At 63.1% G+C, this 25,176-nt stretch carries 25 protein-coding genes; 21 read left to right on the top strand and 4 right to left on the bottom strand.

Features of this window, described 5'->3' with window-relative positions:
• Positions 1 to 56: 56 nt before the first annotated feature.
• From JQ641_RS05650 to JQ641_RS05640, 3 genes are all read right to left on the bottom strand, one after another.
• Entirely contained in the window at positions 57 to 1,385 is a 1,329-nt protein-coding gene (locus JQ641_RS05650) for a dicarboxylate/amino acid:cation symporter (RefSeq protein WP_211994915.1), read from the bottom strand.
• A gap of 116 nt (positions 1,386 to 1,501) precedes the next feature.
• Positions 1,502 to 2,020: a biotin transporter BioY gene (locus tag JQ641_RS05645; protein ID WP_211995260.1), complete on the bottom strand. Its 519-nt coding sequence runs from the start codon at positions 2,018 to 2,020 to the stop codon at positions 1,502 to 1,504.
• 141 nt (positions 2,021 to 2,161) lie between these two features.
• Entirely contained in the window at positions 2,162 to 3,349 is a 1,188-nt protein-coding gene (locus JQ641_RS05640) for a pyridoxal phosphate-dependent aminotransferase (protein ID WP_211994914.1), read from the bottom strand.
• Positions 3,350 to 3,587: 238 nt separating this feature from the next.
• On the opposite strand from JQ641_RS05640, the gene JQ641_RS05635 reads away from it, so the two are divergent.
• The 12 genes from JQ641_RS05635 to JQ641_RS05580 all read left to right on the top strand — a co-directional run bounded on the left by JQ641_RS05635 (position 3,588) and on the right by JQ641_RS05580 (position 16,103).
• Complete coding sequence (locus JQ641_RS05635; RefSeq protein ID WP_211994913.1) at positions 3,588 to 4,988, top strand: M48 family metalloprotease; 1,401 nt, start codon at positions 3,588 to 3,590, stop codon at positions 4,986 to 4,988.
• A 109-nt stretch (positions 4,989 to 5,097) separates the two neighbouring features.
• On the top strand, positions 5,098 to 5,865 hold the full coding sequence (locus tag JQ641_RS05630) for a DsbA family protein (RefSeq protein ID WP_211994911.1): 768 nt from the start codon (positions 5,098 to 5,100) through the stop codon (positions 5,863 to 5,865).
• A 138-nt stretch (positions 5,866 to 6,003) separates the two neighbouring features.
• Positions 6,004 to 6,936 carry a hypothetical protein gene (locus tag JQ641_RS05625; RefSeq protein ID WP_211994908.1) on the top strand — a complete coding sequence of 311 codons (933 nt, stop codon included), beginning with the start codon at positions 6,004 to 6,006 and terminating at the stop codon, positions 6,934 to 6,936.
• A gap of 203 nt (positions 6,937 to 7,139) precedes the next feature.
• Positions 7,140 to 7,871, top strand: a complete 732-nt coding sequence (locus JQ641_RS05620) for a DUF1236 domain-containing protein (protein WP_211994906.1) — start codon at positions 7,140 to 7,142, stop codon at positions 7,869 to 7,871.
• A gap of 439 nt (positions 7,872 to 8,310) precedes the next feature.
• Complete coding sequence (locus tag JQ641_RS05615; protein ID WP_211994903.1) at positions 8,311 to 9,699, top strand: YadA-like family protein; 1,389 nt, start codon at positions 8,311 to 8,313, stop codon at positions 9,697 to 9,699.
• Positions 9,700 to 9,751: 52 nt separating this feature from the next.
• Complete coding sequence (locus JQ641_RS05610) at positions 9,752 to 10,324, top strand: hypothetical protein (protein ID WP_249150238.1); 573 nt, start codon at positions 9,752 to 9,754, stop codon at positions 10,322 to 10,324.
• A 186-nt stretch (positions 10,325 to 10,510) separates the two neighbouring features.
• Positions 10,511 to 10,993, top strand: a complete 483-nt coding sequence (gene aroQ / locus JQ641_RS05605) for a type II 3-dehydroquinate dehydratase (RefSeq protein WP_211994902.1) — start codon at positions 10,511 to 10,513, stop codon at positions 10,991 to 10,993.
• 55 nt (positions 10,994 to 11,048) lie between these two features.
• Positions 11,049 to 11,540, top strand: coding sequence for an acetyl-CoA carboxylase biotin carboxyl carrier protein (gene accB, locus JQ641_RS05600; RefSeq protein WP_211994899.1), 492 nt, complete (start codon positions 11,049 to 11,051; stop codon positions 11,538 to 11,540).
• Positions 11,541 to 11,564: 24 nt separating this feature from the next.
• Positions 11,565 to 12,926, top strand: a complete 1,362-nt coding sequence (accC, locus tag JQ641_RS05595; protein ID WP_211994896.1) for an acetyl-CoA carboxylase biotin carboxylase subunit — start codon at positions 11,565 to 11,567, stop codon at positions 12,924 to 12,926.
• Between the two features lie 119 nt (positions 12,927 to 13,045).
• The gene (locus JQ641_RS05590) at positions 13,046 to 14,578 is read left to right on the top strand and encodes a sensor histidine kinase (protein WP_211994894.1); all 1,533 of its coding nucleotides are present in this window, start codon (positions 13,046 to 13,048) and stop codon (positions 14,576 to 14,578) included.
• Positions 14,575 to 15,015 (top strand): response regulator, encoded by a 441-nt coding sequence (locus JQ641_RS05585; RefSeq protein ID WP_192739821.1) that lies wholly within the window; start codon positions 14,575 to 14,577, stop codon positions 15,013 to 15,015. Before JQ641_RS05590 ends, JQ641_RS05585 begins: the two co-directional genes overlap by 4 nt.
• Positions 15,012 to 16,103 carry a sensor histidine kinase gene (locus tag JQ641_RS05580; protein ID WP_192739820.1) on the top strand — a complete coding sequence of 364 codons (1,092 nt, stop codon included), beginning with the start codon at positions 15,012 to 15,014 and terminating at the stop codon, positions 16,101 to 16,103. Before JQ641_RS05585 ends, JQ641_RS05580 begins: the two co-directional genes overlap by 4 nt.
• 157 nt (positions 16,104 to 16,260) lie before the next feature.
• Here JQ641_RS05580 and JQ641_RS05575 read toward each other — a convergent pair whose 3' ends face one another.
• Complete coding sequence (locus tag JQ641_RS05575) at positions 16,261 to 17,232, bottom strand: Bug family tripartite tricarboxylate transporter substrate binding protein (RefSeq protein ID WP_211994893.1); 972 nt, start codon at positions 17,230 to 17,232, stop codon at positions 16,261 to 16,263.
• 113 nt (positions 17,233 to 17,345) lie between these two features.
• Here JQ641_RS05575 and aat point away from each other — a divergent pair, with 113 nt between their 5' ends.
• The 9 genes from aat (at position 17,346) to ccoS (ending at position 25,140) form a co-directional block, all read left to right on the top strand.
• The gene (gene aat, locus JQ641_RS05570; RefSeq protein WP_211994892.1) at positions 17,346 to 18,026 is read left to right on the top strand and encodes a leucyl/phenylalanyl-tRNA--protein transferase; all 681 of its coding nucleotides are present in this window, start codon (positions 17,346 to 17,348) and stop codon (positions 18,024 to 18,026) included.
• 170 nt (positions 18,027 to 18,196) lie between these two features.
• On the top strand, positions 18,197 to 19,855 hold the full coding sequence (gene ccoN, locus JQ641_RS05565) for a cytochrome-c oxidase, cbb3-type subunit I (protein WP_211994890.1): 1,659 nt from the start codon (positions 18,197 to 18,199) through the stop codon (positions 19,853 to 19,855).
• A gap of 4 nt (positions 19,856 to 19,859) precedes the next feature.
• Positions 19,860 to 20,591 carry a cytochrome-c oxidase, cbb3-type subunit II gene (gene ccoO, locus JQ641_RS05560; protein WP_192739816.1) on the top strand — a complete coding sequence of 244 codons (732 nt, stop codon included), beginning with the start codon at positions 19,860 to 19,862 and terminating at the stop codon, positions 20,589 to 20,591.
• 2 nt (positions 20,592 to 20,593) lie between these two features.
• The gene (locus JQ641_RS05555; RefSeq protein WP_211994888.1) at positions 20,594 to 20,773 is read left to right on the top strand and encodes a cbb3-type cytochrome c oxidase subunit 3; all 180 of its coding nucleotides are present in this window, start codon (positions 20,594 to 20,596) and stop codon (positions 20,771 to 20,773) included.
• Positions 20,764 to 21,645 (top strand): cytochrome-c oxidase, cbb3-type subunit III, encoded by an 882-nt coding sequence (gene ccoP, locus JQ641_RS05550; RefSeq protein WP_211994886.1) that lies wholly within the window; start codon positions 20,764 to 20,766, stop codon positions 21,643 to 21,645. The genes JQ641_RS05555 and ccoP overlap by 10 nt, the downstream gene beginning before the upstream one ends.
• A complete protein-coding gene (locus tag JQ641_RS05545; RefSeq protein WP_211995276.1) occupies positions 21,642 to 21,860 on the top strand; it encodes a hypothetical protein in 219 nt (72 codons plus the stop codon). The genes ccoP and JQ641_RS05545 overlap by 4 nt, the downstream gene beginning before the upstream one ends.
• A gap of 19 nt (positions 21,861 to 21,879) precedes the next feature.
• Positions 21,880 to 22,665, top strand: a complete 786-nt coding sequence (locus JQ641_RS05540; protein WP_211994883.1) for a DUF2189 domain-containing protein — start codon at positions 21,880 to 21,882, stop codon at positions 22,663 to 22,665.
• Positions 22,666 to 22,690: 25 nt separating this feature from the next.
• Positions 22,691 to 24,970, top strand: a complete 2,280-nt coding sequence (locus JQ641_RS05535; protein ID WP_211994880.1) for a heavy metal translocating P-type ATPase — start codon at positions 22,691 to 22,693, stop codon at positions 24,968 to 24,970.
• Positions 24,967 to 25,140, top strand: a complete 174-nt coding sequence (ccoS, locus tag JQ641_RS05530) for a cbb3-type cytochrome oxidase assembly protein CcoS (protein WP_211994878.1) — start codon at positions 24,967 to 24,969, stop codon at positions 25,138 to 25,140. The genes JQ641_RS05535 and ccoS overlap by 4 nt, the downstream gene beginning before the upstream one ends.
• Positions 25,141 to 25,176: the final 36 nt, after the last annotated feature.

Below are 25,176 nucleotides of genomic sequence, written 5' to 3'. Positions count from 1 at the left end.
CGGCAAAACCGGGCGGTTTTTTTATTGCATCAGGATGGTCCCGAAGACGCCGACCGTCAGTCGGTCGTCAGCGCCGTCTCCATGTCCGCCGGATCGATCTGCCTGTCGAGATTGGCGTGCAGCTTCTCCTGATCGAGTTCGCCCTCCCACCACGACACCACGATGCAGGCGACGCCGTTGCCGCAGATATTGGTCAGCGCGCGGCACTCGCTCATGAACTTGTCGATGCCGAGCACGATGGCCATGCCGGGCACCAGCCGCGGATCGACCACCGCGAGCGTCGCCGCCAGCGTGATGAAGCCCGCACCGGTGACGCCCGAGGCGCCCTTCGAGGTCAGCATCGCCACCAACAGGATGGTGATCTGCTGGCCCATCGTGAGATCGAAACCGAGCGCCTGCGCGATGAACAGGGTCGCCAGCGTCATGTAGATGTTGGTGCCGTCGAGGTTGAACGAGTAGCCGGTCGGCACCACCAGGCCGACGACCGACTTCGAACAGCCGAGCCGCTCCAGCTTTTCCATCAGCGACGGCAGCGCGCTCTCGGACGACGAGGTGCCGAGCACGATCAATAGCTCGTCCTTGATGTAGGCCAGGAACTTGAAGATCGAGAATCCGACCATGCGCGCGATGGTGCCGAGCACGATAAAGACGAACAGCGCCGCGGTGACATAGAAGGTCGCAATCAGCCCGACCAGGTTCACGATGGCGCCGGTGCCGAACTTGCCGATGGTATAGGCCATGGCGCCGAACGCGCCGATCGGGGCCGCCCTCATCACGATCGCGATCACGCCGAACACCGCGTGCGCGGAATCGTCGATGAAGGAACGCAGGGTATGGCCGCGTTCGCCGAGCGCCATCAGCGCAAAGCCGAACAGGATCGAAAACAGCAACACCTGCAGGATTTCGCCCTGCGCGAAGGCGCCGACGACGGTGTCGGGAATGATGTGCAGGAAGAAATCGACGGACTTCTGGGCCTCGGCCTGCTTGGCGAACCCGGCGACCTTGGCCGCGTCAGCCATCGCGCCGCCAAAGCCGTGGCCCGGCTTGACCACATTGCCGATGAGCAGCCCGATCACCAGCGCAAAGGTCGAGACGATTTCGAAGTAGACCAGCGCCTTGATTCCGATGCGGCCGACCTTCTTGGCGTCCTGGATATGGGCGATGCCCGACACCACGGTGCAGAAGATGATCGGCGCGATCACCATCTTGATCAGCTTGATGAAGCCGTCGCCGAGCGCCTTGATCCAGTCGTTGGTCGCCAGCGCCGGCCACAGCCAGCCAACCAGCGCACCGAGCACGATGGCGATCAGCACCTGGACGTAGAGAATCTTGTACCAGGGCTTGCCTGCGCTCACCGGTGCTTCAACCGCAATCGTTGCCGCCATGACGTCTACTCCCGTTCGACCTGCGGCGTTCTGCCACACCCCCGCCCGCTAGCACAGCCAAATTATTTCGGCCAGCGGGAATCAGGGGCGTTGCGCCGGTGTCCGAACGGGATCGGTCAGCGGCGGTCGAATGGGCGGCGGAACAAAGGCACGAGCGTAGCGCCGAGCGCGTTCTTGATCAGCGACGCCGCGATGAATGGCGCTATTCCGACCAGCCATGCCTTTTCAACGCCGAGCTTGATGCCAAACGCCAGCCAGACAAACCCAGCCGCAAGAATGATGACGTGGCCAAGTCCCATGGCGATGAAAAGCAGGGGTACTGACCGATCCCAGCCACGCTCGCTCAGCCATCCCGTGACGAAGGCCGCCGCCACGAAGCCGTAAAGATATCCGGCCGTGGGCCCGACCAACGGCGCAAGGCCGCCGACGGGGCCTGCAAACACCGGAAATCCGATCGCGCCTTCGGCGAGATAGGCCACGATGGTTGCGCTGCCGAGGCGCCAGCCATAGGCCGCTCCGATCATCAGTACGACCAGCGTCTGCAACGTCATCGGCACGTAGGGCAAAGGCAGATTGACCTTCGCCGACAGGGTCAGCAGCGCGGTTCCCAATGCAATCAGGATCACGCCGCGCATCAGTCCGGATCGATTTACGGGATGCGGCCACAGAACGGCGGCGAGCGGAAAATGCGGTGCAGCGACAGGCTGAGATGTGTCGGACAAGATGGTTCCCCGATTTAGATGGCAGATAGGATGAGTGATGGTGGCTGATGCGCTCTACCCGAGCCACTTCGCGATGCGGCTCACGGCTTCGCGCATCTCGTCGGAAGAGCGCGCATAGGAGAAGCGCACGAAGGCGCGTCCGTGGATCGGGTCGAAATCGACGCCCGGCGTGGCCGCGACGTGCGCCTTCTCCAGCATCCGGCTGGCGAACTCAAAGCTGTCGGACGTGAATTGCGAGACGTCGGCATAGAGATAGAACGCGCCGTCGGCCGGCAGGAAATTGGTCAGGCCGGCCTTCGGCAATCCATCGATCAGGATGCGGCGGTTCTCCTGATAACCGCGCTTGATCGCTTCCATTTCGGCCGCCCCCTCGAACGCGGCCTCGGCTGCGATCTGCGACAGCGTCGGCACCGAGATCGACAGGTTCTGCTGCAACCGCTCGATCGGCCGCACCAGCGGCTCCGGCACCACCATCCAGCCGACGCGCCAGCCGGTCATGCAGAAATATTTCGAGAACGAATTGATCACCAGCGCGTGCGGCGACAACTCGGCGGCGGACACCGCCGGAAACGCGTAATCGAGGCCGTGATAGATCTCATCCGATATGAAGCGAATGCCGGCGCTCTGCGCCGCCGCCATCAGGCTGGTGAGCGCCTCGCGCGACATCATGGTTCCCGTCGGATTGGCCGGACTGCCCACCAGCACGCCCTTGAGTGGCGTCTTGCGATGCGCGGCCAGCAACGCTTCGCCGGTCAGCGCGTGGCGCGTCTCGCTCGTGGTCTCGATCAGCACCGGCTCGCAGCCGAGCGCGGTGAGGATGTGCCGGTACGGCGGATAGCCGGGCACGGTCACCGCCACGCGGTCGCCCGGTTCGAACATCGCAAGGAACGCCAGGATGAAGCCGCCCGACGAGCCCGTGGTGACCACGATCCGCTCGGGATCAACGCTGCAGCCGTAAGTATCGCGGTAGTGCCGGGCGATGCGCGCGCGCAGCGAGGGAATGCCGAGCGCGGAGGTATAATCGATCCGGCCGTCGTCGAGCGCGAGACGCGCCGCCGCCAGCGCCGTCTTCGGAGCTGACGCCGCCGGTTGGCCGACCTCCATATGAATGACGTGGCCGCCGGCCGCCTCGATGCGGGCCGCCGCCGCCATCACGTCCATCACCATGAAAGGTGGAACATCGCTCCGGCTGGAAGCCGTTAGCAGGGTTTTCGCAGCGTCTCTAAGAGTCGATTCGAGCATCACTATCTGCAATTTGATCGGTTCGCGCCGATTTCGAGTTCCGGCACCCGTTTACCGCCCCAGACTGGCCGTATTCGGTGGCTCCTTATAGCGCTTTCAAGCCAAGTGGATACCGGTCCGCGGGAAGAAAAAAGCGTCAAAACAAGAGACTGGCGTTCGGTTCTGATTTAATCAGGGCTGCCCGACCCGACCGCCGATTGACCGCCAGTTCCGCCGCCAACGCCCAATAGATTGCTTCATGTTGTTCCGCCTCGCGCACCGCAAAACGACGCTGAAACTGACCGCCCTCGCCACGGCGGCCGCGCTTGTCATGACGCCGACGCTCGCAGCGGCCCAGAACAAGGGCCCCCCGGTGCTGCGCGATACCGAGTCGGAGCAATTGCTGCGCGACTACACAAGGCCGATCCTGCGCGCCGCCGGCATGGAGAAGCAGAACATCCAGATGGTGATCATCAACGAAGGCGTCTTCAACGCTTTCGTTGCCGACGGCCGCCGCATCTTCGTCAACTACGGCGCGATGATGCAATCGGAGACGCCGAACCAGATCATCGGCGTGCTGGCGCACGAGACCGGCCATCTGGCCGGCGGTCACCTCTCGAAGCTTCGCGAGCGGCTGGCGGAAGCGCAGACCCAGATGATCATCGCCATGCTGCTCGGCGTCGGCGCCATGGTGGCGGGTACGCGCGGTGGCGGCAACAACGGCCTGGCCAATGCAGGTGCGGCGGCGATGTCGGCACCCGCCGAGGTGATCAAGCGCACCCTGCTTTCCTATGTGCGGCAGCAGGAGGAAAACGCCGACAAGGCCGGGGTGAAATTCCTCAATGCCACCGGCCAGTCGGCGCGCGGCATGTACGAGACCTTCAAGCGCTTCTCCGACGAGAGCCTGTTCGCGGCGCGCGGCGCCGACCCCTACGTGCAGTCGCACCCGATGCCGGCTGAGCGCGTCCGCGCCCTGGAAGAGCTCGCGCGTTCCAGCCCCTATTGGGACAAGAAGGACGACCCGGCCCTGCAAATGCGCCACGACATGGTACGCGCCAAGATCTCCGGCTTCATGGAGCGGCAGGACACCGTCTTCCGGCGCTATCCGCTGTCCAACACCGGCATGCCCGCGCGTTATGCGCGCGCCATCACCACCTATCTGCACGGCGACCTGCGCAGCGCGCTGGCCCAGATCGACGGCCTGATCCAGCTGCAACCCGCCAACGCCTATTTCTACGAACTCCGCGGCCAGGCTTTGCTGGAGGGCGGCAAGCCGGCCGAGGCCATCGCGCCGCTGCGCAAGGCCGTGCAGCTTTCCAACAACGCCCCGCTCATCGAGATGTTGCTTGGGCAGGCGCTGGTGGCGTCCGACAACAAGGCCTACACCGAGGAGGCGATCGCCATCCTGCGCGCGGCGCTGGCGCGCGAGACCGAAGCCCCGATCGGCTACATGCAGCTCGCAATGGCCTATGGCCGTAAGGGCGACTACGCGCAGGCCGATCTGGCATCGGCCCAGGCCGCCTACCTGCGCGGTGACAACAAGACCGCGCGCGACCTCGCCTCGCGGGCCAAGACACGGTTCGCGATCGGGACCCCGGGATGGGTCAAAGCTGACGATATTGTGAGCGCCAAACCGCTTCCCGGCCAAAGAAGCAACTAGCGCCGCTACCGGAAATAAACTGAGTTGCACTACAACCGAACCTGAACAGCTATTCCAAGTGCCGGCCTTCATGTGAACGGCCCGGAACTCGCCACCCAAGGATTTACCGATGCCTTTGCTCCGTTACCTTGCTTCCGCCCTGTTCGCGATCGCCCTGTGCGGCGCGTCGCTGCCGGCTTCCGCGCAGAGCTTCTCCGATGTCCAGCGCAAAGACATCGAGAGCATCGTCCGGGAGTACCTGATCGCCCATCCCGAGGTGCTGGAAGAGGCGATGGCCGAACTGACCAGGCGGCAGTCCGCCGCCGAAGCCGAGAAGCATCAGGCCGGCATCGCCAAGAATGCCAATGCGATCTTCAACTCGCCGCGCAACGTGACGCTCGGCAACAAGGACGGCGACGTCACCTTCGTCGAGTTCTTCGATTACAATTGTGGCTACTGCAAGCGCGCGATGCTCGACATGATGGAATTGATGAAGGGCGATCCCAAGCTGAAGGTCGTGCTCAAGGAATTCCCGGTGCTGAGCACGGGTTCAGTCGAAGCCGCCCAGGTCGGCGTCGCGGTGCGGATGCAGGATCCAACCGGAAAGAAATATCTCGACTTCCACCAGAAGCTGCTGACCGGCCGCGGTGCCGCCGACAAGACCCGTGCCATGGCGGTCGCCAAGGAAGCCGGCCTCGACATGGCGAGGCTCGAAAAGGACCTGGCAAGCCCCGAAATTCGCGCCACGCTCGAGGAGAACATGAAGCTCGCCGAAGCCATGGGCATGAACGGCACCCCGAGCTATGTGATCGGCAAGCAGGTCGTGATCGGCGCGGTCGGCGTCGAGACCCTCAAGGAAAAGATCGGCATCGCCCGCTGCGGCAAGGCGACCTGCTGAAGCCAGACACCGGGCAACATTCGACGGACCAAATCCGGCTGCATCGCAGCCGGATTTTTTTTGCCCGCGCGCTTGCTGCGACTGAACCGCGGCGACGCTGCCGGCCACTAAGAGGGCTCGAACCAACAGGACCCCCGCATGAGCCTGGCGCCGCCAACCACCGCTTACGACCTCGAACTCCTCAAGACCGCGCCCGCGCGCGGGACCGAAACCGATCACGGCTGGTGCTACGGCCTGCCGCCCGGAATCACCGAGAGCCAATGGCCGCTCAGCCCGTATGACGGCTTTCCAATGCAGCCCTGTTTCACGCTGAAGCTGCCCAAGCAGTATCGCACCAAAGGCGCGGAGTATGTCGCGCTCACGATGTTCGCCGATCAACAGCATGACGAGCCGCGCGAAGTCGAAGCCGTGGCCGAATATCTCACGTCAGAGGAATCGGATCGTCCGGCCGATCCCGATCTGTTGCCGTTCTGGCTCTACAAGCAGAACCGGCACCGGATGGAATTCCGGATGAAGGACGTCATCGACCACAATTTCGCAGCGATCTGGCTGACCGAAGCCGAGTTCGCAGGACCGCTGTGTCAGCCCCCTCGCCTCGCCGGCAACGCGCTGCTGCAAGCGAATCCACCGCCGCCCTGGCTTGAGAGCGGTTCGGCGCGCGCCGTATTCGATCTTCAGATCGGCCGCTATGACAACGTCGATGAAATCGTCAACAAGTACTGGTACCGGCTGTTCGGGCGCGTGCCCGAGATCGGCCGCCACGCCTACGGCATTGCGGTCGCTGTGCGCGACGGCGATCCAAATGTCGGCCGCGCGCCGCGCGACAAGCTGTTGCACAAGGATGAACTCGGCGATTACATCGCGCCTTACAGCAAGGACGCCGAGCGGTTCGAACTGGAACGGCTGTCGGGGCGCAATCATCTCGGCGGCACGATGTTTCCCTGCCAATGGACGCCGAAATACAGCGCGACCTATCTCGAAATCGAAGAGCATTTCGGTGGCTTCAACTTCGGCGGCGGCAACGCGCAGCTCGATCTCGAAACGATGGAGTTCGACTGGGCCTGCGGTTGACAGCGTTTTCGAGCGAAAGTCTGCCCCGCACTTGATGCGGGGTGGGCAACCGGTACGGGTCAAGAAAACGCGTCTTGCCAAGTTGAGTTTCAAATTCACCCCGCATTCATCAAACTAATCTGATGGAACCGCGATTGGGCAGGAACATCGCACATCTCCTTTCGTTGTCGGTGCGGGCAATGCATCCACGTGAGGAGAAACGTATGACCAATCGCTTTTTGATTTCGGCCGCAGTGGCGGCGCTGATCGCCGGCACCGGGTTTGCGCATGCGCAAGGCACCGGCATGAGCCGCGAAGGCGGATCCGGTGCCGGTGGCGCCGCTACCCAGCAGACCGCGCCGTCACCGGGCGGAGCTGGCACGATGCAGCGCGATCCTGGCGGCGCTTCCGACATGAAGGGCGCAAAGGGCGCGGAATCCAACGAGAAGATGCCGTCCGGCAAGAGCGCTCAGGACACCAAATCGCCGGCGGGTGAGAAGTCGAAGAGCATGAGCTCGGAGACCGAAACCAAGGGCGGCAAGGACATGAAGGCCGAGGGCCGCGACAGCAAGAGCGGCATGGACAAGAGCGCAACCGACAGCAAGGGCGCGGCCGACAGCAAGACCGGCACCGCCCAGACCAAGGGCGCGGCCGACACCAAGGCGCAGACCACGGGCAACGCCGCGACTTCGGCGACCGCAGCACCTCCGGCTGAAAAGCGCTCCCAGATCACGACCGCCATCAAGTCGGAGACGAGCATCAAGGAAACCACCAACGTCAACTTCAATATCTCAGTTGGCACGCGGGTTCCGAGTTCGGTCCATTTCCACCCGCTTCCGCCCCGGATCGTCGAGATCTATCCGGAGTGGCGTGGCTATCAGGTGATCCTGGTGGGCGGCCGCTACGTCATCGTGCGCCCGCAGACGCATGAGATCGTCTACATCATCGAAGGCTAACGGTCCCAACAACCGCAGCTGACTTTCAGCAGCTGACTTGCAATGAGCCCCTGCCGAATCACTGGCAGGGGCTTTTTTTATGCGACCTCCCAGGCCGGGCCCCTGCGGCTCACGCAAGTTGCAATTTACAACTCACATTTGTGCCGGAGAGAAAAAACCTCGCACCAATGTTAGGCCGAAGGTCGAGAATCTAGCCGCTCCGTGTTTTGGCTTCTCCCGAATCAATTTAACCAGCACATTCGTAACGGAGCGGTTTTGATCTCTACTTGCGAGAGCGGGTCGGCAGCGACATCCGGCCCAAGGCCGCTTGCACGCTCAATCCAATTTCCTGGAAGGCTTCTTTCCTGTAAGGCTTCGCACTGTGGTTGCGTTCTCGATTGATTTCGATCGGCCCTGTCAGGAGCCGCATTTCCGATTTTGAAGCCTGGGGGCCGATTTGATGAAGCTCAGTTCAATTGCACCGGTCGCATCTTCACTTCGTTTCGTGTCATTGCTCGGTGGATGCGCGGTAGCCGCAACGCTTTTGGGCGCCAGCCCCGCCTTCGCCGGCTGTAACTCCGGCAACGTCGCGAACACGCTTTTGCTGAGCGACCCCGCCTGCCAAGCCACTGCGACAGGTGCGGACAGCACGGCTGTCGGCGCCGGTGCCACTGCCGCAGGCTCCGGTGCTTCGGCATATGGTCGTTCGGCAACGGCAGGCGTGGGCGGCAGCAACGATGGCGATACAGCCGTCGGTTTTTTCAGTACGGCCACCGGCGCTGCTACTGAGGCGGCGACGGCGCTGGGAAGCTTCGCCACTGCGAACGGCGCCGGCGCGACGGCGGTCGGCAACGACGTGTCGGCAAACGGCGGCGGTGCGGTCGCGCTCGGCGGCGACGACCCGCTTGCCGGAGGAACCCAGGCTAATGGCGCGGCGAGCACCGCCGTCGGCGCAGGCGCCAGATCGACCGCGGCGAACGCCACCTCCCTTGGCAACAGCGCCCGCGCCACCGGCGCCTCTTCGACCGCCATCGGCAGCGGCGGCGCCGGCTCGCGGCAGACGATTGCCGCAGGCAGCTTCAGCACTGCGATCGGCACCGGCAACCAGATCGCCGCGTCCGGCACCGGCGCGACGGCCATCGGCGACGGCAACACCGCGAACGGTGCGTTCAGCACCGCGCTGGGCAATTTCAACAGCACGGCTGGCGCCAACGCAGTAGCGATCGGTACCAACAACACCGCCTCGGGCCTGCGTTCGGCCGCCATCGGCAGCAACGCGGTGGCTTCGGGAACGGATTCGATCGCAATGGGCACGTCAGCCTCGGCGACGGGAATCTCCGCGACCGCACTTGGCAACGGCTCGTCCGCAAACTTCGCGAACTCCACCGCCATCGGCAGCGGAGCGAGCACGACCCGGGCCAACCAGCAAAGCTTCGGCACGGCGACCAACACCTACACGATGGCTGGCCTCAACTCCGCCGCCAGCCTGGCCGCGCAGACCGGCCCGGTCCGCGTGGTGACGACGGACGGCAACGGCAATCTGGCAACCGCCGCGTTCGCAAGCCAGCAGGACGTCTCGGGATTGCAGTCCAGCGTCACCGCGCTGCAAGGGCAGATCCGGCAGGCTTTCGAGGGCACCGCGATCGCGGTCGCCATGGGTGGCGGAACGCTGCCTGACAACAAGAAGTTCGCGATCTCGAGCAATTGGGGCACCTTCCGCGGCGAGAACGCCATGGCCCTCACCGGCATGGCCCGCATCAGCCAGAACGTCGTGATCAATGGCGGCGTTGCCGCCGGCTTCCAGCAAGGCGGCGTCGCGGGGCGCGCGGGCGTGACTTACGCCTGGTAGACGGGGAGTGCCGGCCGTTTCGCGCTACACCAGACTAGGTCTTGTTATCGCAATGGCGTTCGCGACCGCGGGTTCGGTCGCCAATGCACAAGCGCCTGCGCCCGCACCCAAGCAGGCGCAGATCGACCGCAACGGCGTCATCATCCTGGTCCGCTCGGCGCTGCTTGCGCTCGACCAGGCCAACAAGACCGGCAATTACACCGTGCTGCGGGATTTGGGCGCGCCGGCATTTCAGGTCAACACCGCAGCGCGCCTTGCCGAGATTTTCGCGGCTCAGCGGCGCGACAATGTCGACTTGTCTGGAGTGGCCGTGATCGATCCGCAGCTTAGTCTGCTGCCGCAGATCGAAGCCAACGGCATGATGCGGATGGCAGGTTTCTTTCCCTCGGTGCCGACGCAGGTCAATTTCGAGCTGACCTACGCGCCGGTGAGCGGTCAGTGGCGGCTGTTCGGCATTTCGGTCAATCTCGGTTCTTCCGCGCCCGTACCGCCGCCGGAGCCGCAACCCTCCGCCTCCCCGGCCGCAGCCGCCAAGAACGGCGGTCCAGCCGCCGCGCCGAAAGCCGCACCCGCACCCCCCAAGCAACCCGCGCCGGCACCCGCTCCATCAACACCAAAACCCTGAGAGGCGGGCTGCTGTCTGCAACCTGGCTAACCAAGTGGTTAACGTGCAGAATCAGTAGGTTCCGCAAGTCTTTTTTCGAACTGGATGAGGCATTTGTGCCATTCTTGGGATGCCTGAAGGCTTCCCCTTGGCCGCGTTGTTACCTATAACCCCGCGACCTACCCGCCCCCCTTTGCTGGAATCCGGATGGCCCAGGCCTTAGCTGAACAAGCCTCAACCCCGACGATCCTTGTGCTCAACGGCCCGAACCTCAATTTGTTGGGGACGCGGGAGCCCGAGACCTATGGCCACGCCACCCTTGCCGATGTCGAGAAATTGTGCGCGGAGACGGCCACGCAATTCGGCCTCGCGGCCGATTGCCGGCAGTCCAACCGCGAGGGCGAGCTGATCGATTTCATCCATGAGGCCCGCGCCAAGAAAATGGTCGGCATCATCATCAATGCCGGCGGCTATTCCCACACCTCGATCGCGCTGCATGACGCGCTGGTTGGGGTGAAGATCCCGACCGTTGAAGTGCACGTCAGCAATATCCACGCCCGCGAGAGTTTCCGGCACCATTCGTTCACGGCCAAAGCAGCCTTCGCATCGCTGTGCGGGTTCGGCATCGACGGCTACCGGCTCGCAATCAACGGCCTTGCCGCCAAAATCGGCGTCAAGGCGAAAGCCTGATATCAAAAGCCTGGCGCCTCAGCCGTCATCACCCAGAGAATTCCGGACCCCGCATATGGCGAGCAAGCCTGACAACAAATCAGCCGCAAATTTCAAGAGCGACGACAGTGCGCTGATCCGCGAACTGGCGTTGCTGCTGGATGAAACCAGCCTCACCGAAATCGAGATCGAGCGCGCCGGCCTGCGGGTGCGCGTGGCGCGCAACATCACCGTCACAGCTTCGATGCCGGGCAATTACCAGCAGGCCCCGTCGGCGCACGCGGCAGCGGCCGCCAACGTGACCCCGGCGGCGATCGCCGATCTCGCCAAACATCCCGGCGCCGTCCCCTCGCCGATGGTCGGCACCGCCTATTCGGCGCCCGAACCCGGCGCCAAGCCGTTCATCGAGGTCGGCACCAAGGTGTCGGTGGGACAAACCCTGCTGATCATCGAAGCCATGAAGACGATGAACCAGATTCCATCGCCGCGCGCGGGCACCGTGACGCAGATTCTCGTCGAGGACGGCCAGCCGGTCGAATTCGGCGAGCCGTTGGTGATCATTGAATAGAATCCGTCAACGTCAGGCGCTGCGATGTTCGACAAGATCCTGATAGCCAATCGCGGTGAGATCGCGCTGCGCGTGCTGCGCGCGTGCAAGGAGCTCGGCATCTCCACGGTCGCCGTGCATTCCACCGCCGACGCCGACGCGATGCATGTGCGGCTTGCCGACGAAAGCGTCTGCATCGGGCCGCCGCCGTCGAAGGACAGCTATCTCAACATCCCCTCGCTGCTCGCGGCCTGCGAGATCACCGGCGCCGATGCCGTGCATCCCGGCTACGGCTTCCTGTCCGAGAACGCCCGCTTCGCCGAGATCCTCGCCGAACACAATCTGCATTTCATCGGCCCGAAGGCCGAGCACATCCGCCTGATGGGCGACAAGATCGAAGCCAAGAAGACCGCCAGGAAACTCGGCATTCCCGTGGTGCCCGGCTCCGACGGCGCGGTCGGCCCCGAAGACGACGCGATGGCGATCGGCGAGGCGATCGGCTTTCCGGTGCTGGTCAAGGCCGCTGCCGGCGGCGGCGGACGCGGCATGAAAGTCGCGCACACCGCTGATGAGCTGTTGATGGCGCTCTCGACCGCCTCCAACGAGGCCAAATCCGCGTTCGGCGACGCTTCGGTCTATCTCGAGAAATACCTGACCAAGCCGCGCCACATCGAAATCCAGGTGCTGGGCGACGGCCGCGGCGGCGCCATCCATCTCGGCGAACGCGACTGTTCGCTGCAGCGCCGCCACCAGAAGGTCTGGGAAGAAGGCCCCTCACCGGTTCTCTCCGCCGCCGCGCGCGCCAAGATCGGCGCCACCTGCGCCAAGGCGATGCAGGACATGAAATATCTCGGTGTCGGCACCATCGAGTTTCTCTACGAGGACGGCGAGTTCTATTTCATCGAAATGAACACCCGGATCCAGGTCGAGCATCCCGTTACCGAAAGCATCACCGATATCGATCTCGTGCTGGAACAGATCCGCATCGCCGCCGGCGGCGACCTGCCGGCGACGCAGGACGAGATCACCATCATCGGCCACGCCATCGAGTGCCGCATCAATGCGGAAAACCCGCAGACGTTTCGTCCCTCGCCGGGCAAGATCACGCAATTCCATCCACCCGGCGGCCTCGGCGTCCGGATCGATTCCGCCGTCTATCAGGGTTACGTCATCCCGCCCTATTACGACTCGCTGGTCGGCAAGCTGATCGTTCACGGCAAGACCCGCGGCGAATGCCTGATGCGGCTGCGCCGCGCGCTGGACGAGATGGTGGTCGAAGGTATCGAGACCACCCTGCCGCTGTTCCGTGCCCTGGTCCGCGAGCCCGGCATCATCGACGGCGACTACCATATCCATTGGCTCGAGCAATATCTCGCCGGCCAGGCGGCGAAGACCAAAACTTCCTAGCCATGCCCTGAACCGACCCTGCTGCCCGTGGAACCAATCGTTCCCCCGAGCGTTGAATGGTATTGGGGGCCGGTTTGGCAGGGGCGGTTTGTTTCGTTTGTTCATGACGCGAGATCATTGTGAACACTAAAGCCCAGCGCCGCCGCGCTTTGGGGCAAATCCTGCTGCTTGCGGCGGGGTTTTCGGTGCTGGTGGCGATCAGCGCCTTATCGGTCATTCTCGTTCATGAGGCCCGCAAGGACAGCGGCAAGGTCGTGCATACGGTCGAGGTCGAGAACCAGCTTTCGACCTTGCTATTGCAGATCCGCCGCGCCGAAAGCTCGGCACGCGGCTATCTCCTGACCTCAGAGCCGCGCTTCCTGACCGAGCATGAATCCGCCATCGGGACCATCCTCCCCGATATCGACAAGCTGACCCGGCTGACTTCGGACAATCCGGTCCAGGCCGAGAACGCCCGGCAGCTGCGGCCACCGGTCGAAGCCCGGCTTGCCGAATTCGCCAGGGCCATCGCATTCGTCAAACGCAACGATCTCGCCGGCGGCATCGCGATGCTGCGTGAGGCCGGCGCCAGCGACTCCGTCCAGAAGATCGGCGAGCTCAGCAACGGGATGCGCGCCGAGGAGGACCGGCTGTTCGCTCTGCGCACTGCGACCGCGGATCGCACCCAGCAACTGGCTTCGGCGGTGACGGTGGCCGGTTCCGGCCTCGTAATCGCGCTCGCCGGCATCTCGATCTTCCTGGTGCGCCGCTCCTCGCGCGCCCGCGACGATGCCGAAACCCAATTGCGCGACAACAATATCAACCTCGAGAGCACGATCGACGAGCGCACCGCCGATCTGCGCGAAGCCAATGATGAGATCCAGCGCTTCGCCTATATCGTCAGCCACGATCTGCGCTCGCCGCTGGTGAACATCATGGGCTTTACCAGCGAACTCGAGGAACTGCGCGGCGATATCTTCAAGCGGATCGCGATCCTGGCGCGCGCGCAATCGGCCACGCCGGCGACAGCTGATAACGCCACCGATAGCGCCGAGCCCGTCCTCGAAGGACCCGACAAGCAGTTATCGGAAGACTTCACCGAGGCGCTGGGCTTCATCAAATCCTCGATCGCCAAGATGGATCGGCTGATCTCGGCCATCCTCAACCTCACCCGCGAAGGCCGGCGCGAATTCGAACCGGTGCGGATCGAAACCCGCGAGCTGATCGAGGGCATTGTCGCGACGGTGGCGCATCAGGCCGCTGAAGCCGAGGCCCAGATCCGGATCGAACCGCTGCCGAACATCGTCAGCGACCGTCTGGCGCTGGAGCAGATTTTCTCCAATCTGATCGAAAATGCACTGAAATACCTCAAGACCGGCGTTCCCGGCGACATCCAGGTGCACGGCCGCACCAAACTCGGCTTTGCAATTTTCGAGATCATCGACAATGGGCGCGGTATTGATCCCAAGGACCATCAGCGCATTTTCGAGCTGTTCCGCCGCGCCGGAACCCAGGACAAGCCCGGGCAAGGCATCGGCCTTGCGCACGTCCGCGCGCTGGTGCGGCGGCTCGGCGGAACCCTGTCGGTCGCCTCGGAACTTCACAACGGCAGCACATTCACGATTACACTGCCGATCAATTGGACCATTCGTAACCGGAACACACAGTCATGAGTAACCCAGTCACTATCATCATGATCGAGGACGATGAGGGCCATGCCCGCCTGATCGAGCGGAACATCCGCCGTTCCGGCGTCAACAACGAGATCATCCCGTTCACCAGTGGTACAGCTGCGCTGAAGTACCTGTTCGGCAAGGATGGAACGGGCCTTGTTCACAAGGGCAACGCGCTATTGATCCTGCTCGATCTCAACCTGCCCGACGCGTCGGGCATCGATATCCTGAAGCAGGTCAAGGACAACAAATATCTCAAGGCGACCCCGGTCGTGGTGCTGACCACGACCGACGATTCCCATGAAATAAAGCGTTGCTACGATCTCGGTTGCAACGTGTACATCACCAAGCCGGTGAATTACGAAAGCTTCGCCAACGCCATTCGCCAGCTCGGCCTGTTCTTTTCCGTCATCCAGGTACCGCCAGCCGCCACATGACAACAGCCACGCCGACACTGCTGTACATCGATGATGACGCCGCATTGGCGCGGCTGGTCGATCGCGGCCTGACGCGGCTCGGCTTCAAGGTGGTGCATGCCGCCGATGGCCAGCAGGGCCTCGACCGCCTGGCGCAAGGCGGCATCGACGCCATTGCGCTCGACCAGTACATGCCGGGTCTCGACGGCCTCGAAACGCTGGAGCGGATCCTGGCGATCCCGGGTGCGCCGCCGGTGGTATTCGTCACGGCCTCGCAGGATTCGGCGATTGCCGTCACCGCGCTGAAGGCGGGCGCGGCGGACTATCTCGTCAAGGACGTGCAAGGCGAGTTCATTCCCCTGCTCCAGGTCGCCGTTAACGGCGCGCTGCGGCAGGCGGAGATTCAAAGAGCCCGCGATGAGGCCGAGGCTGAGGTCCACGCCTCGCGCGACCGCTACGCGGCGCTGGCCGCCGAGCGCGAGGTACTGCTGCGCGAGGTGAACCACCGCGTCGGCAACTCGCTGCAGATCATCGCCTCGCTGCTGCACCTGCAGGCCAATTCCACGACCCAGGACGACGTCAAGGCGGCGCTCACCAATGCGATGGGGCGCGTCGCCGCGGTCGCCCAGGTCCATCGCCGGCTCTACACCTCGCACGATCTGAAGAGCGTGCTCCTGAACCAGTATCTCGAGGCGCTGCTGGAGGATCTTCGGCGCTCGGCCGAGGGCAATCGGATGTCGCGGCTGACGCTGAAGGCCGAGCCAATCGAGATCGACCCCGATCGTGCGGTGGCGATCGGCATCATCGTCAACGAACTGATCATGAACGCCGTCAAATACGCCTACCCCGACGGCGCCGGCCCGATCCACGTCGAGCTCAAGCCGCTCGGCGACGAACTCCTGCTGTCGATCACCGACGACGGCGTCGGCCTCAACGTCAAGGCCGACCCACGCTCTACCGGCATGGGACAGCGCATCGTCTCGGCCATGGCATCAAAGCTCGAAGCCGACGTCGCGCGCGATCCCGACCATGCCGGCACAAAGATCGTGCTGCGCTTTGCCCGCGTCAACAAGCCGGCGCCGCGGCCGAATGAAGCCGCGGCTGGATAATCTTCCGTTTGCGGCGTTTGAACCGCGACCTGCCAAAAGCGCGTCCCGGCGCGCCTAGACTCTTATTTTGACGTGTTTTCTACCGCAGATAAGTCTACGCAATCTGCGTAAACTTGATTGCTATGCGATCCGGGTATCCACTTCGCTCGAAAACGCTTTAGCTCGGCGCAAGTCCGGCCTCGCGTATAATCGCTGCGTTCTCTTCGAATTCCTTCTTCTGGAAACTCGCAAAGCCCTCCGGACTTGCGGAGCCTCGGAGCTCCAAACCCTCCTTGCCGAGTGCCTGTTGCAGCGACTTGTCCCCTATCACCGTTTGGATCGCCGCGTGCAGCTTTGTCACGACGGCCACAGGGGTTTTCGCGGGTGCGAAGAGGCCAAACCATCCAACCGAATCCAATCCCTTGAGGCCAAGTTCGTTGGCTGCCGGAATATCCGGCATGACGGAGGAGCGCTCCGCGCTCGTTGCGCACAGCGCCACAAGTGCACCCGAGTTAACGTGCGGCAGGATCGTAGGCGGCGTTCCGATGATCATCGGAATGTTGCCACCCAGAACGGCGGTAACGGTTTCAGCGCCGCCCTTGAAGGGAATGTTGACAAGCTTGATCCCGGCGATTTTGGAGATCTGGACGGCCGGTATCTGGAAGCCGACATTGGAAGTGCCGTAGAACACACCATCACGCTCGCCTTTTGCTTTCGCGAGGAATTCTGCCCAATTCTTCACGCCATACGCAGTTGATACGGCCACCAGACTCGAATTCGTTGTAACCTGGGAAATCGGCGCAAGCGCCGTCAGTGGATCATACGATAGCTTCAGCATCGTCGGCGCGATCACCTGGGAGACGTTCGCGCCGAGAAAAAGCGTATGTCCATCCGGTTCGGCGCGCAGGGCCTGTACGGCCGCGAGCGTCGAAGATGCGCCAGGAACGTTCTCGATCAAATGCTTGGCGCCTAGTACTGCATCAAGGCGATGTGCAAATTGGCGCATCGTCAAATCGGCTGAGCCGCCCGGAGGGAATCCGACAAGAAAACGGATGATTTTTGATGGGTACTGCTGCGCGCGTGAGGCGGTGGGCCATGCGGCGGCTGCAGCGGTTGCAATCGAGCGTTGCAGAAAGCGGCGTCGGTTCATTTTCTTTCCTCCAGTCCCCCGGCGGCGTACTTCTTTTTTCCCGGTATCCAGGCCGCTCCGCCGGTTTTTTCAAGGCATAGCACAGGCCACCGGCTCCCTGCTATTCTCCCGCCATGACATCGCGCGAGTCCGCCGTTTCCGAAATCACGCCCGAGGTGCTGCTGCGCGCCTATGCCTGCGGCATCTTCCCGATGGCCGAAAGCGCCGATGATCCCACCCTGTTCTGGGTCGAGCCGGAAATGCGCGGAGTGATCCCGCTCGACGGCTTTCGCATCGCCTCGCGGCTTGCCCGCACGGTGCGCTCCGACGCCTTCACCGTCACCGTCGACACCGCCTTCAAGGCGGTCATTGCGGGCTGCGCGGCGCCGCAGGTCGGGCGCGACGACACCTGGATCAACAAGCGGATCCGCGATCTCTATGGCGGGCTCTACCAGATCGGGCACTGCCACAGCGTCGAGGTCTGGCAGAACGACGACCTGGTCGGCGGCCTATATGGCGTCAGCCTGGGCCGCGCCTTCTTCGGCGAGAGCATGTTCCACACCGCCAGAGACGCCTCGAAGGTGGCGCTGGTCCATCTGGTGGCGCGGCTGATCGCGGGAGGGTTTGAGCTGCTCGACACGCAATACGTCACGGAGCATTTGAAGAGCTTTGGCGCGGTCGAAATATCCAGGCGCCGCTACCGCACGATGCTCGACAAGGCGATCGCAGGCGAGCCCGCGGACTTTTTGAAGTTGCCGTCCGACGGGCCGGTCGACGGCGCCGACGCGCTGGCGATCATCGCTGCGCGCGGCTGAAGCCTGGACTTTCTGGCCGTGGAGCCTGTCCTTTCGGACAGTATCGACTGCACGATTCCCGGTTTAGTCTCAGTCTGGGGGTTTGGGGGCACCCAGGCCGACAGATTTTGAGTCCGCGGCCAATGAAGGATATCCTTCGCTGGCTGCCTAGAATTGCTGAGTGCCTGGCCATGATCGCACAGTTGACACGATACGAGCGGCAACTTGCACTTTTCATCCTGCTGGCACTGTCCATATGCGGACTTGCGATGGCGGTAGCGGGAACGGGGGACCCCCTTGGGGTTCACGGCGCCATCGTGCTGCTGGCCGCCATAGCCGGGACATTCTGGGTCATCTCCGGATACTACGAGCCTGAACCTTCCGACGATCGTCTGGACCGCTACTTCGACGATCCCAGTCGGTTGGGCATTATCCTCGCGATGGTTTGGGTCGTAGCCGGACTTTTCGTCGGCGACTGGATCGCGTGGCAGCTCGCCTATCCGGACCTGACGTTCGACGCTGCATGGTCGAGCTTCGGGCGCCTCCGTCCCGTGCACACCTCGGGTGTGATCTTCGGCTTCGGCGGTAATGCGCTGATCGCAACTTCGTTCTACGTCCTGCAGCGAACCACGCGCGCGCGCCTACCCGACCAGTTGAGCCCGTGGTTCGTGCTGCTGGGATACAATCTGTTCTGCGTCATCGCCGCGACCGGCTATCTGATGGGCGTCACGCAGTCGAAGGAATATGCCGAACCGGAATGGTATGCGGACATCTGGCTGGTGGTCGTGTGGGTGACCTATTTCATCATCTACCTGCGCACGCTGGTTCGCCGCAAGGAGCCCCATATCTACGTTTCGAACTGGTATTACATGGCCTTCATTCTGGTCGTGGCGATCCTGCACATCGTCAACAATCTGGCGATGCCGGTATCGCTCGGCCATGCCAAGAGCTACTCGGCATTCTCCGGCGTGCAGGATGCGATGACGCAGTGGTGGTACGGTCACAACGCCGTCGCGTTTTTCCTGACCGCCGGCTTCCTCGGCATGATGTATTATTATCTGCCTGTCCGTGCCGGCCGCCCGATCTTCTCCTATCGGCTGTCCATCATCAGCTTCTGGGGCATCACCTTCATGTACATGTGGGCGGGCTCGCACCACCTGCACTACACGGCATTGCCACAATGGGTGCAGACGCTCGGCATGACGTTCTCGATCATGCTGCTGGTCCCGTCATGGGCCTCGGCCGGCAACGCCCTGCTCACCCTGAACGGCGCCTGGCACAAGGTTCGCGACGATGCGGTCCTGCGCTTCATGATGGTCGCGGCGGTGTTTTACGGCCTGGTCACCTTTGAAGGCTCGTTCATGGCCATCCGTGCGGTGAACTCGCTGTCGCATTACACGGACTGGACCGTCGGCCACGTCCATGCCGGGGCGCTCGGCTGGGTCGCGATGATTACATTCGGCGCGATCTATGCCTCGGTGCCGTGGCTTTGGAAGCGCGAGCGGATGTATTCCGGCAGGCTGGTCGAAGTGCATTTCTGGCTCGCGCTTGCCGGAACGGTCATTTACGTTTTTGCGATGTGGAATTCCGGCATCATCCAGGGCCTGATGTGGCGGACCTACAATGAAAGCGGAACGCTTGCCTATTCGTTCGTAGAGTCCATGGTCGCGATGCGCCCCTATTACATCGCTCGCGCCATCGGCGGGCTGCTATTCCTGATCGGGGCGCTGGTCGCCTGCTACAACATCTGGATGACGATACGCACGGCCGACCAGCCGGCCGACCAACGGCTGGGCGACCGTCCCGTGCCCGCGCTTGCAGGCGGTACCGCGCCTCAACCGGCGGAGTGAGCGCATGTTCAACCTCCATTACCGCCTTGAACGCAAGACGATCGGCTTTCTGCTCGCCATCATCGGAGTGGCCAGCATCGGCGGCGCGGTCGAGATCATCCCGCTGTTCACGATCCATCAGACCGTCGAAGATGCGCCGAATATGCGGGTTTACACCCCGCTCGAAATCGCCGGCCGCAACATCTACATCCGCGAAGGCTGTTACGCCTGCCATTCGCAGATGATCCGCACCTTGCGCGACGAGGTCGAGCGCTACGGCCCGTATTCGCTCGCCGTCGAATCCAAATATGACCATCCGATGCTCTGGGGATCGAAGCGAACCGGTCCCGATCTTGCGCGCATGGGCAACAAATATTCGGACGAGTGGCACGTCCGGCACCTCAACAATCCCCGCGACGTGGTGCCGGAGTCGGTGATGCCGCATTATTCCTGGCTCGGGCGAACCGAGCTGCGGAGCGAAGACCTCGGCCGGCATATGGTGGCGCTGCGTCGGGTCGGGGTGCCCTATACCGACGACATGATCGCAAACGCGAGGTCGGATGCCTACGGTCAGGCCGCGCCCGATACGCCTTTCGCCGAAGGGGTCACCAAGCGATATGGAGCGGCGACGAATGTAAGGGCCTTCGACGGCAAACCGGGCAATCTTACCGAACTCGATGCCCTGGTCGCCTATCTGCAGATTCTCGGCAAGCTAACCGATGCTGCGCATAAGCCGGTCGCCGCGGCGGGAGGTTGATCATGGACAATGATTTTGCGGTCTGGTTCTCGAAGTCATTCGGCCTGTTTTATCTGATCGCGCTCTCGATCGGCGTGCTGGTCTATGCGTTCTGGCCGTCGAACAAGAAGCGGTTTGACGAAGCCGCGCAATCAATTCTCGGCCATGAGGACAAGCCGCACAGGGATCAGCCATGGCGGTAGAAGAACGCGATCCATACACCGGCCACATGACCACCGGTCATGAATGGAACGGCATCAAGGAATTGAACACGCCGGTGCCACGCGCGGTCTTTTTCTTCCTGATCGTGACGGCCTTGTTCTCCGTCGGCTACTGGATCCTGATGCCGGCGTGGCCGCTCGGGGTGACCTACACCAAGGGTCTGCTCGGCATCGACCAGCGCAACATCGTCACCGAAAGCGTGAAGCAAGCCGCTGTCGAACGGGGCGTCTGGACCAGCCGCATCGAGGCTGAAAGCTTCAAGGACATCCAGGCCGATCCGCGCCTGATGGAACGAGTGCGGCAGACCGGCCGAACGCTGTTCGGGGACAATTGCGCGGCGTGCCACGGATCGAATGCCCGGGGCGGTCACGGGTTTCCGAACCTGACGACGGCGTCATGGCTGTGGGGCGGCGATCCCGAAAGCATCGCCGAAACGATCCGCGTCGGTATCAATTCGACGCATCCGCAGACCAGGACGTCGCAAATGATGGCGTTCGGGCGCGATCAGATGCTCAAGAAGGACGAGGTTGAAAACGTCGTGAACTATGTGCGCAGCCTCTCCGATCCGGCCGTCGCAAAGGACGTGCCGGCGGCAAAGATGGAAGCCGGCAAAGCCGTCTTCGCCGCCAATTGCGTCGCCTGCCACGGTGACGACGCCAAGGGCAAGACTGATCTCGGTGGACCCGACCTGACCGATCGATTTTGGATCTACGGCGGCGATGCGGAATCGATCACCACGACGGTGTGGGGCGGCCGGCAAGGGCAGATGCCAAGCTGGGAAGGAAGATTGTCTCCGCTCGACCGCAAGATTCTCGCGCTTTACCTGTTCGATCTTCGACGGGAGCAACGATGAGCAACGCCGGCGCCGCGACAGGGACATTCAGGACAAGGGTGGTCGTTTGGACTGCGGTCTGTGCCGGGCTGCTGCTGGTGCTGATCGCCAATTCGCACCTGGTCTATATGGCGATCATATCGCAACCGGAATGCGTTGCGCATGTGCGCCAGGGTGAAGGCGGAACCGGGGACGGAAAATTCAGCGCAGCAAGGTCGTCATGCACGCCGCGATGAGAATGCAGGGAGGCCAACGATGATTTCGATCCCGGATGTTGTTCCGCCACTGCCGCGAGAGCATACGTGGAAGCGAAACGTCGCCCCCGCGGCCGCCTGGGACTGGCTCTCGGCCGGCTGGCGCGATTTCAGGATTAATCCGGTCACCAGCATCAGTTACGGGGTACTTGTATTTCTGGTGTCGGTCGTCACCACCGTCGGCCTGTTTGCCCTGCGCCTCGACTATATCCTGCTTCCGGCGTTTGCGGGCTTCATGGTGGCTGGGCCGGTCATTGGAATCGGACTTTACGAAAAGAGCCGGCGCATCGAGGAAGGCAGGCCCGTCAGCCTCTGGCAGATGATCTTCGTCAAGCCGGAATCGGGCGGCCAGATTCTATTTGCCGGCGTCCTGCTTTTCATGTTGACGCTGTTGTGGATGCGCGCCGCGGTCATCCTCTACGCGCTGTTTTTCGGCCTGCGTCCCTTTCCCGGCATCGACCACATCGTCCCGATGCTGTTCACGACCCAGATCGGCTGGGCCATGCTGGTGGTCGGCAGCGCGGTCGGCGGCCTGTTTGCAGCCTTTGCATTCGCCATCAGCGCGTTTTCCATTCCGATGCTGCTGGCCGAGCGTACCGATGCACTGACCGCGATGGGCACCAGCATGGCGCTGGTGTGGAACAATCTTGCGGTCATGCTGACCTGGGCGGCGATCATGCTGGCGTTGATCGTTTTCGGCATCGCCACCGGGCTTCTGGGAATGATCGTCGTTTTCCCGGTGCTGGGACACGGAAGCTGGCACGCGTATCGAACGATGCGGCTTTAACGCGCGGCGTCTGGAGCAATTTCCGATGGGTTGTTGCGGCTCGGGAGCGGAATTCACGGCACTGCCGCCGGATGCGCGCGCAACAGGCGAGGAAGTGCTGCTTGCCAGCCGCATCGTGGCCGACGGCGTGCGCCAGACCGACCTCTCGGTGCCCGCAATTCACTGTGGTGCTTGCATTCGAACGGTCGAGACGGCGCTCGGCGGGCTTTCCGGCGTGGAGAGCGCGCGCGTCAACCTTTCCAGCAAACGCGTAACGGTCCGTTGGCGCGCCGACGCTATCCCACCGCCGTTTGTCGAAACGCTGAAGCGGGCCGGGTTCGAGGCGCATTTGTTCGACATTGAATCGGACAAGGAGGACGGTGCGCTTTCGGAACTGATACGCGCCCTCGCCGTCGCGGGCTTCGCGGCGAGCAATATCATGCTGCTGTCGGTGTCGATCTGGTCGGGCGCCGACGCCGCCACCCGTGACCTGTTTCATTGGTTGTCGGCGATCATCGCCCTGCCCGCGCTGGCCTATTCCGGCCGGCCATTTTTTCGTTCGGCCTGGCGAGCCCTGAGCCACGGACGCACCAACATGGACGTGCCGATCTCGCTGGGCGTGCTGCTGGCCTTCGGCTTGAGCCTTTACGAGACAGTGCATCACGGCCCGCACGCCTATTTCGACGCCGCGATTTCGTTGCTGTTCTTTCTGCTGATCGGACGCACGCTCGACCATGTGATGCGTGAACGCGCCCGGCTGGCGGTCAAGGGATTGGCGCGCCTCTCCGCGCGTGGCGCGCTCTTGGTGCAGGCCGATGGTACCCAGGCCTATCTTCCGGTGAGCGATATCCGGGTTGGGACGACCCTCATGCTCGTGGCCGGAGAACGCGTGCCGGTGGACGCTACCGTGATCAGAGGGGCTTCAGAACTCGACGTCTCGCTCGTGTCCGGCGAGCATACACCGTTGCCGGCCACAGTCGGCTCACAGCTTCGGGCTGGCACCCTGAACCTGACCGGCCCCCTGACGATCGTCGCAACAGCCACGGCGGAGAATTCCTTTCTCGGCGAGATGCTGCGAATGATGGAAGCGGCTGAACAGGGCCGATCGAGCTACCGGCGTATCTCCGACCGCGCCGCCAGTCTTTACGCCCCGGTGGTCCATCTCACAGCGCTCCTGACATTCGCCGGCTGGCTCGCCGCCACCGGCGATGCGCATCGGGCGGTGACCATCGCTATCGCGGTTCTCATCATTACCTGTCCTTGCGCGCTGGGTCTTGCGGTGCCGATGGTGCAGGTGGTGGCGGCCCGGCGCCTGTTCGAGAGCGGGATCATGGTGAAAGACGGCGGCGCGCTCGAGCGTCTCGCTGAAGTCGATACGATCGTGTTCGACAAGACCGGCACGCTGACGTCGGGCGCTCCGCGTTTGGTCCGATCCGGTGAAACGGACCAGGGGTTGGTCGCTGTCGCCGCGGGACTGGCCTGTCATTCCCGCCATCCATATTCGCGGGCGCTGGTCGATGCCGCCGCCGGTCATCCCGCATCTCCGGTCAGGTTCGACGAAATCGCCGAGCATCCCGGATACGGGCTTGAGGCTCGCGCGGGGACGGACGCCCACCGGCTCGGCCGACCGGAATGGGCGCTTGCTGACAGCACCAAGGCAGAGCGGATATCCGGCGATGAATCGGTCGTGCTTGCAAGGAACGGCATCCGCCTGGCGGATTTTCGTTTCGAGGACCGTCTGCGGGCGGATACGGCAGAAGCGGTCGCCGAACTCAAGGACAACGGCCTTCGGGTCGAGATCGTTTCCGGTGACCGCGAGAGCGCAGTGGGATCGATCGCCGCGGAACTTGGCCTGCCATACGTCGCAGCCGTATTGCCCGGCGGGAAAGCCGATCACATCGCTGGTCTCCAAGCGTCTGGCCGAAAAGTCCTGATGGTCGGTGATGGCCTGAATGATGCGCCGGCATTGGCGGCTGCGCATGCGTCAATGGCGCCGGCTTCAGCGGCGGACGTCGGCCGTAATGCCGCCGATTTGGTGTTCCTGCGCGAAAGCCTGTCGGCGGTGCCGCTGGTGATCTCCGTCGCCCGTAGCGCCGGCCGCCTGATACAGCAGAATCTTGCTTTCGCCGTGGCTTATAATGTTGTCGCGGTGCCCGTCGCGATCATGGGCCACGTTACGCCACTGCTTGCCGCGATTGCAATGTCGGCATCATCCGTTGCCGTGGTTGCCAATGCACTTCGCCTCAAAGGCCGGCAAGGCGCGGTGCGAGGCGGCACCGCGAGCAAACAGTTTCCCGTCAGGCCCGTTCTCGGGGCAGCCGAATGACGGACTATTTTTACCTGATACCGATCGCGCTCGGCCTCGGCGTCACCGCACTCGCCGCCTTCATGTGGTCGCTGAAGAGCGGCCAGTATGACGATCTCGACGGCGCCGCCGAGCGGATACTGCACGAGGACAGCGACGCTCCCATCCGCAAGAAATCGCATACGCCGTAATGCGAAAAGGCTTGAACTCGAAAAGGCTTGGCGACG

It is taken from the genome of Bradyrhizobium sp. JYMT SZCCT0180, from assembly GCF_018130165.1.
Taxonomy (GTDB): Bacteria; Pseudomonadota; Alphaproteobacteria; order Rhizobiales; family Xanthobacteraceae; genus Bradyrhizobium.
The sequence above is the reverse complement of the archived record's forward strand: the minus strand, read 5'-3'. Positions and strand labels throughout refer to the sequence as shown.

Coding starts and splice junctions, on each gene's coding strand:
- JQ641_RS05650 (WP_211994915.1), bottom strand. CDS start 1,385: ATGGCGGCAACGATTGCGGTTGAAGCACCGGTGAGCGCAGGCAAGCCC.
- JQ641_RS05645 (WP_211995260.1), bottom strand. CDS start 2,020: ATGCGCGGCGTGATCCTGATTGCATTGGGAACCGCGCTGCTGACCCTG.
- JQ641_RS05640 (WP_211994914.1), bottom strand. CDS start 3,349: ATGCTCGAATCGACTCTTAGAGACGCTGCGAAAACCCTGCTAACGGCT.
- JQ641_RS05635 (WP_211994913.1), top strand. CDS start 3,588: ATGTTGTTCCGCCTCGCGCACCGCAAAACGACGCTGAAACTGACCGCC.
- JQ641_RS05630 (WP_211994911.1), top strand. CDS start 5,098: ATGCCTTTGCTCCGTTACCTTGCTTCCGCCCTGTTCGCGATCGCCCTG.
- JQ641_RS05625 (WP_211994908.1), top strand. CDS start 6,004: ATGAGCCTGGCGCCGCCAACCACCGCTTACGACCTCGAACTCCTCAAG.
- JQ641_RS05620 (WP_211994906.1), top strand. CDS start 7,140: ATGACCAATCGCTTTTTGATTTCGGCCGCAGTGGCGGCGCTGATCGCC.
- JQ641_RS05615 (WP_211994903.1), top strand. CDS start 8,311: ATGAAGCTCAGTTCAATTGCACCGGTCGCATCTTCACTTCGTTTCGTG.
- JQ641_RS05610 (WP_249150238.1), top strand. CDS start 9,752: ATGGCGTTCGCGACCGCGGGTTCGGTCGCCAATGCACAAGCGCCTGCG.
- aroQ (WP_211994902.1), top strand. CDS start 10,511: ATGGCCCAGGCCTTAGCTGAACAAGCCTCAACCCCGACGATCCTTGTG.
- accB (WP_211994899.1), top strand. CDS start 11,049: ATGGCGAGCAAGCCTGACAACAAATCAGCCGCAAATTTCAAGAGCGAC.
- accC (WP_211994896.1), top strand. CDS start 11,565: ATGTTCGACAAGATCCTGATAGCCAATCGCGGTGAGATCGCGCTGCGC.
- JQ641_RS05585 (WP_192739821.1), top strand. CDS start 14,575: ATGAGTAACCCAGTCACTATCATCATGATCGAGGACGATGAGGGCCAT.
- JQ641_RS05580 (WP_192739820.1), top strand. CDS start 15,012: ATGACAACAGCCACGCCGACACTGCTGTACATCGATGATGACGCCGCA.
- JQ641_RS05575 (WP_211994893.1), bottom strand. CDS start 17,232: ATGAACCGACGCCGCTTTCTGCAACGCTCGATTGCAACCGCTGCAGCC.
- aat (WP_211994892.1), top strand. CDS start 17,346: ATGACATCGCGCGAGTCCGCCGTTTCCGAAATCACGCCCGAGGTGCTG.
- ccoN (WP_211994890.1), top strand. CDS start 18,197: ATGATCGCACAGTTGACACGATACGAGCGGCAACTTGCACTTTTCATC.
- ccoO (WP_192739816.1), top strand. CDS start 19,860: ATGTTCAACCTCCATTACCGCCTTGAACGCAAGACGATCGGCTTTCTG.
- JQ641_RS05555 (WP_211994888.1), top strand. CDS start 20,594: ATGGACAATGATTTTGCGGTCTGGTTCTCGAAGTCATTCGGCCTGTTT.
- ccoP (WP_211994886.1), top strand. CDS start 20,764: ATGGCGGTAGAAGAACGCGATCCATACACCGGCCACATGACCACCGGT.
- JQ641_RS05545 (WP_211995276.1), top strand. CDS start 21,642: ATGAGCAACGCCGGCGCCGCGACAGGGACATTCAGGACAAGGGTGGTC.
- JQ641_RS05540 (WP_211994883.1), top strand. CDS start 21,880: ATGATTTCGATCCCGGATGTTGTTCCGCCACTGCCGCGAGAGCATACG.
- JQ641_RS05535 (WP_211994880.1), top strand. CDS start 22,691: ATGGGTTGTTGCGGCTCGGGAGCGGAATTCACGGCACTGCCGCCGGAT.
- ccoS (WP_211994878.1), top strand. CDS start 24,967: ATGACGGACTATTTTTACCTGATACCGATCGCGCTCGGCCTCGGCGTC.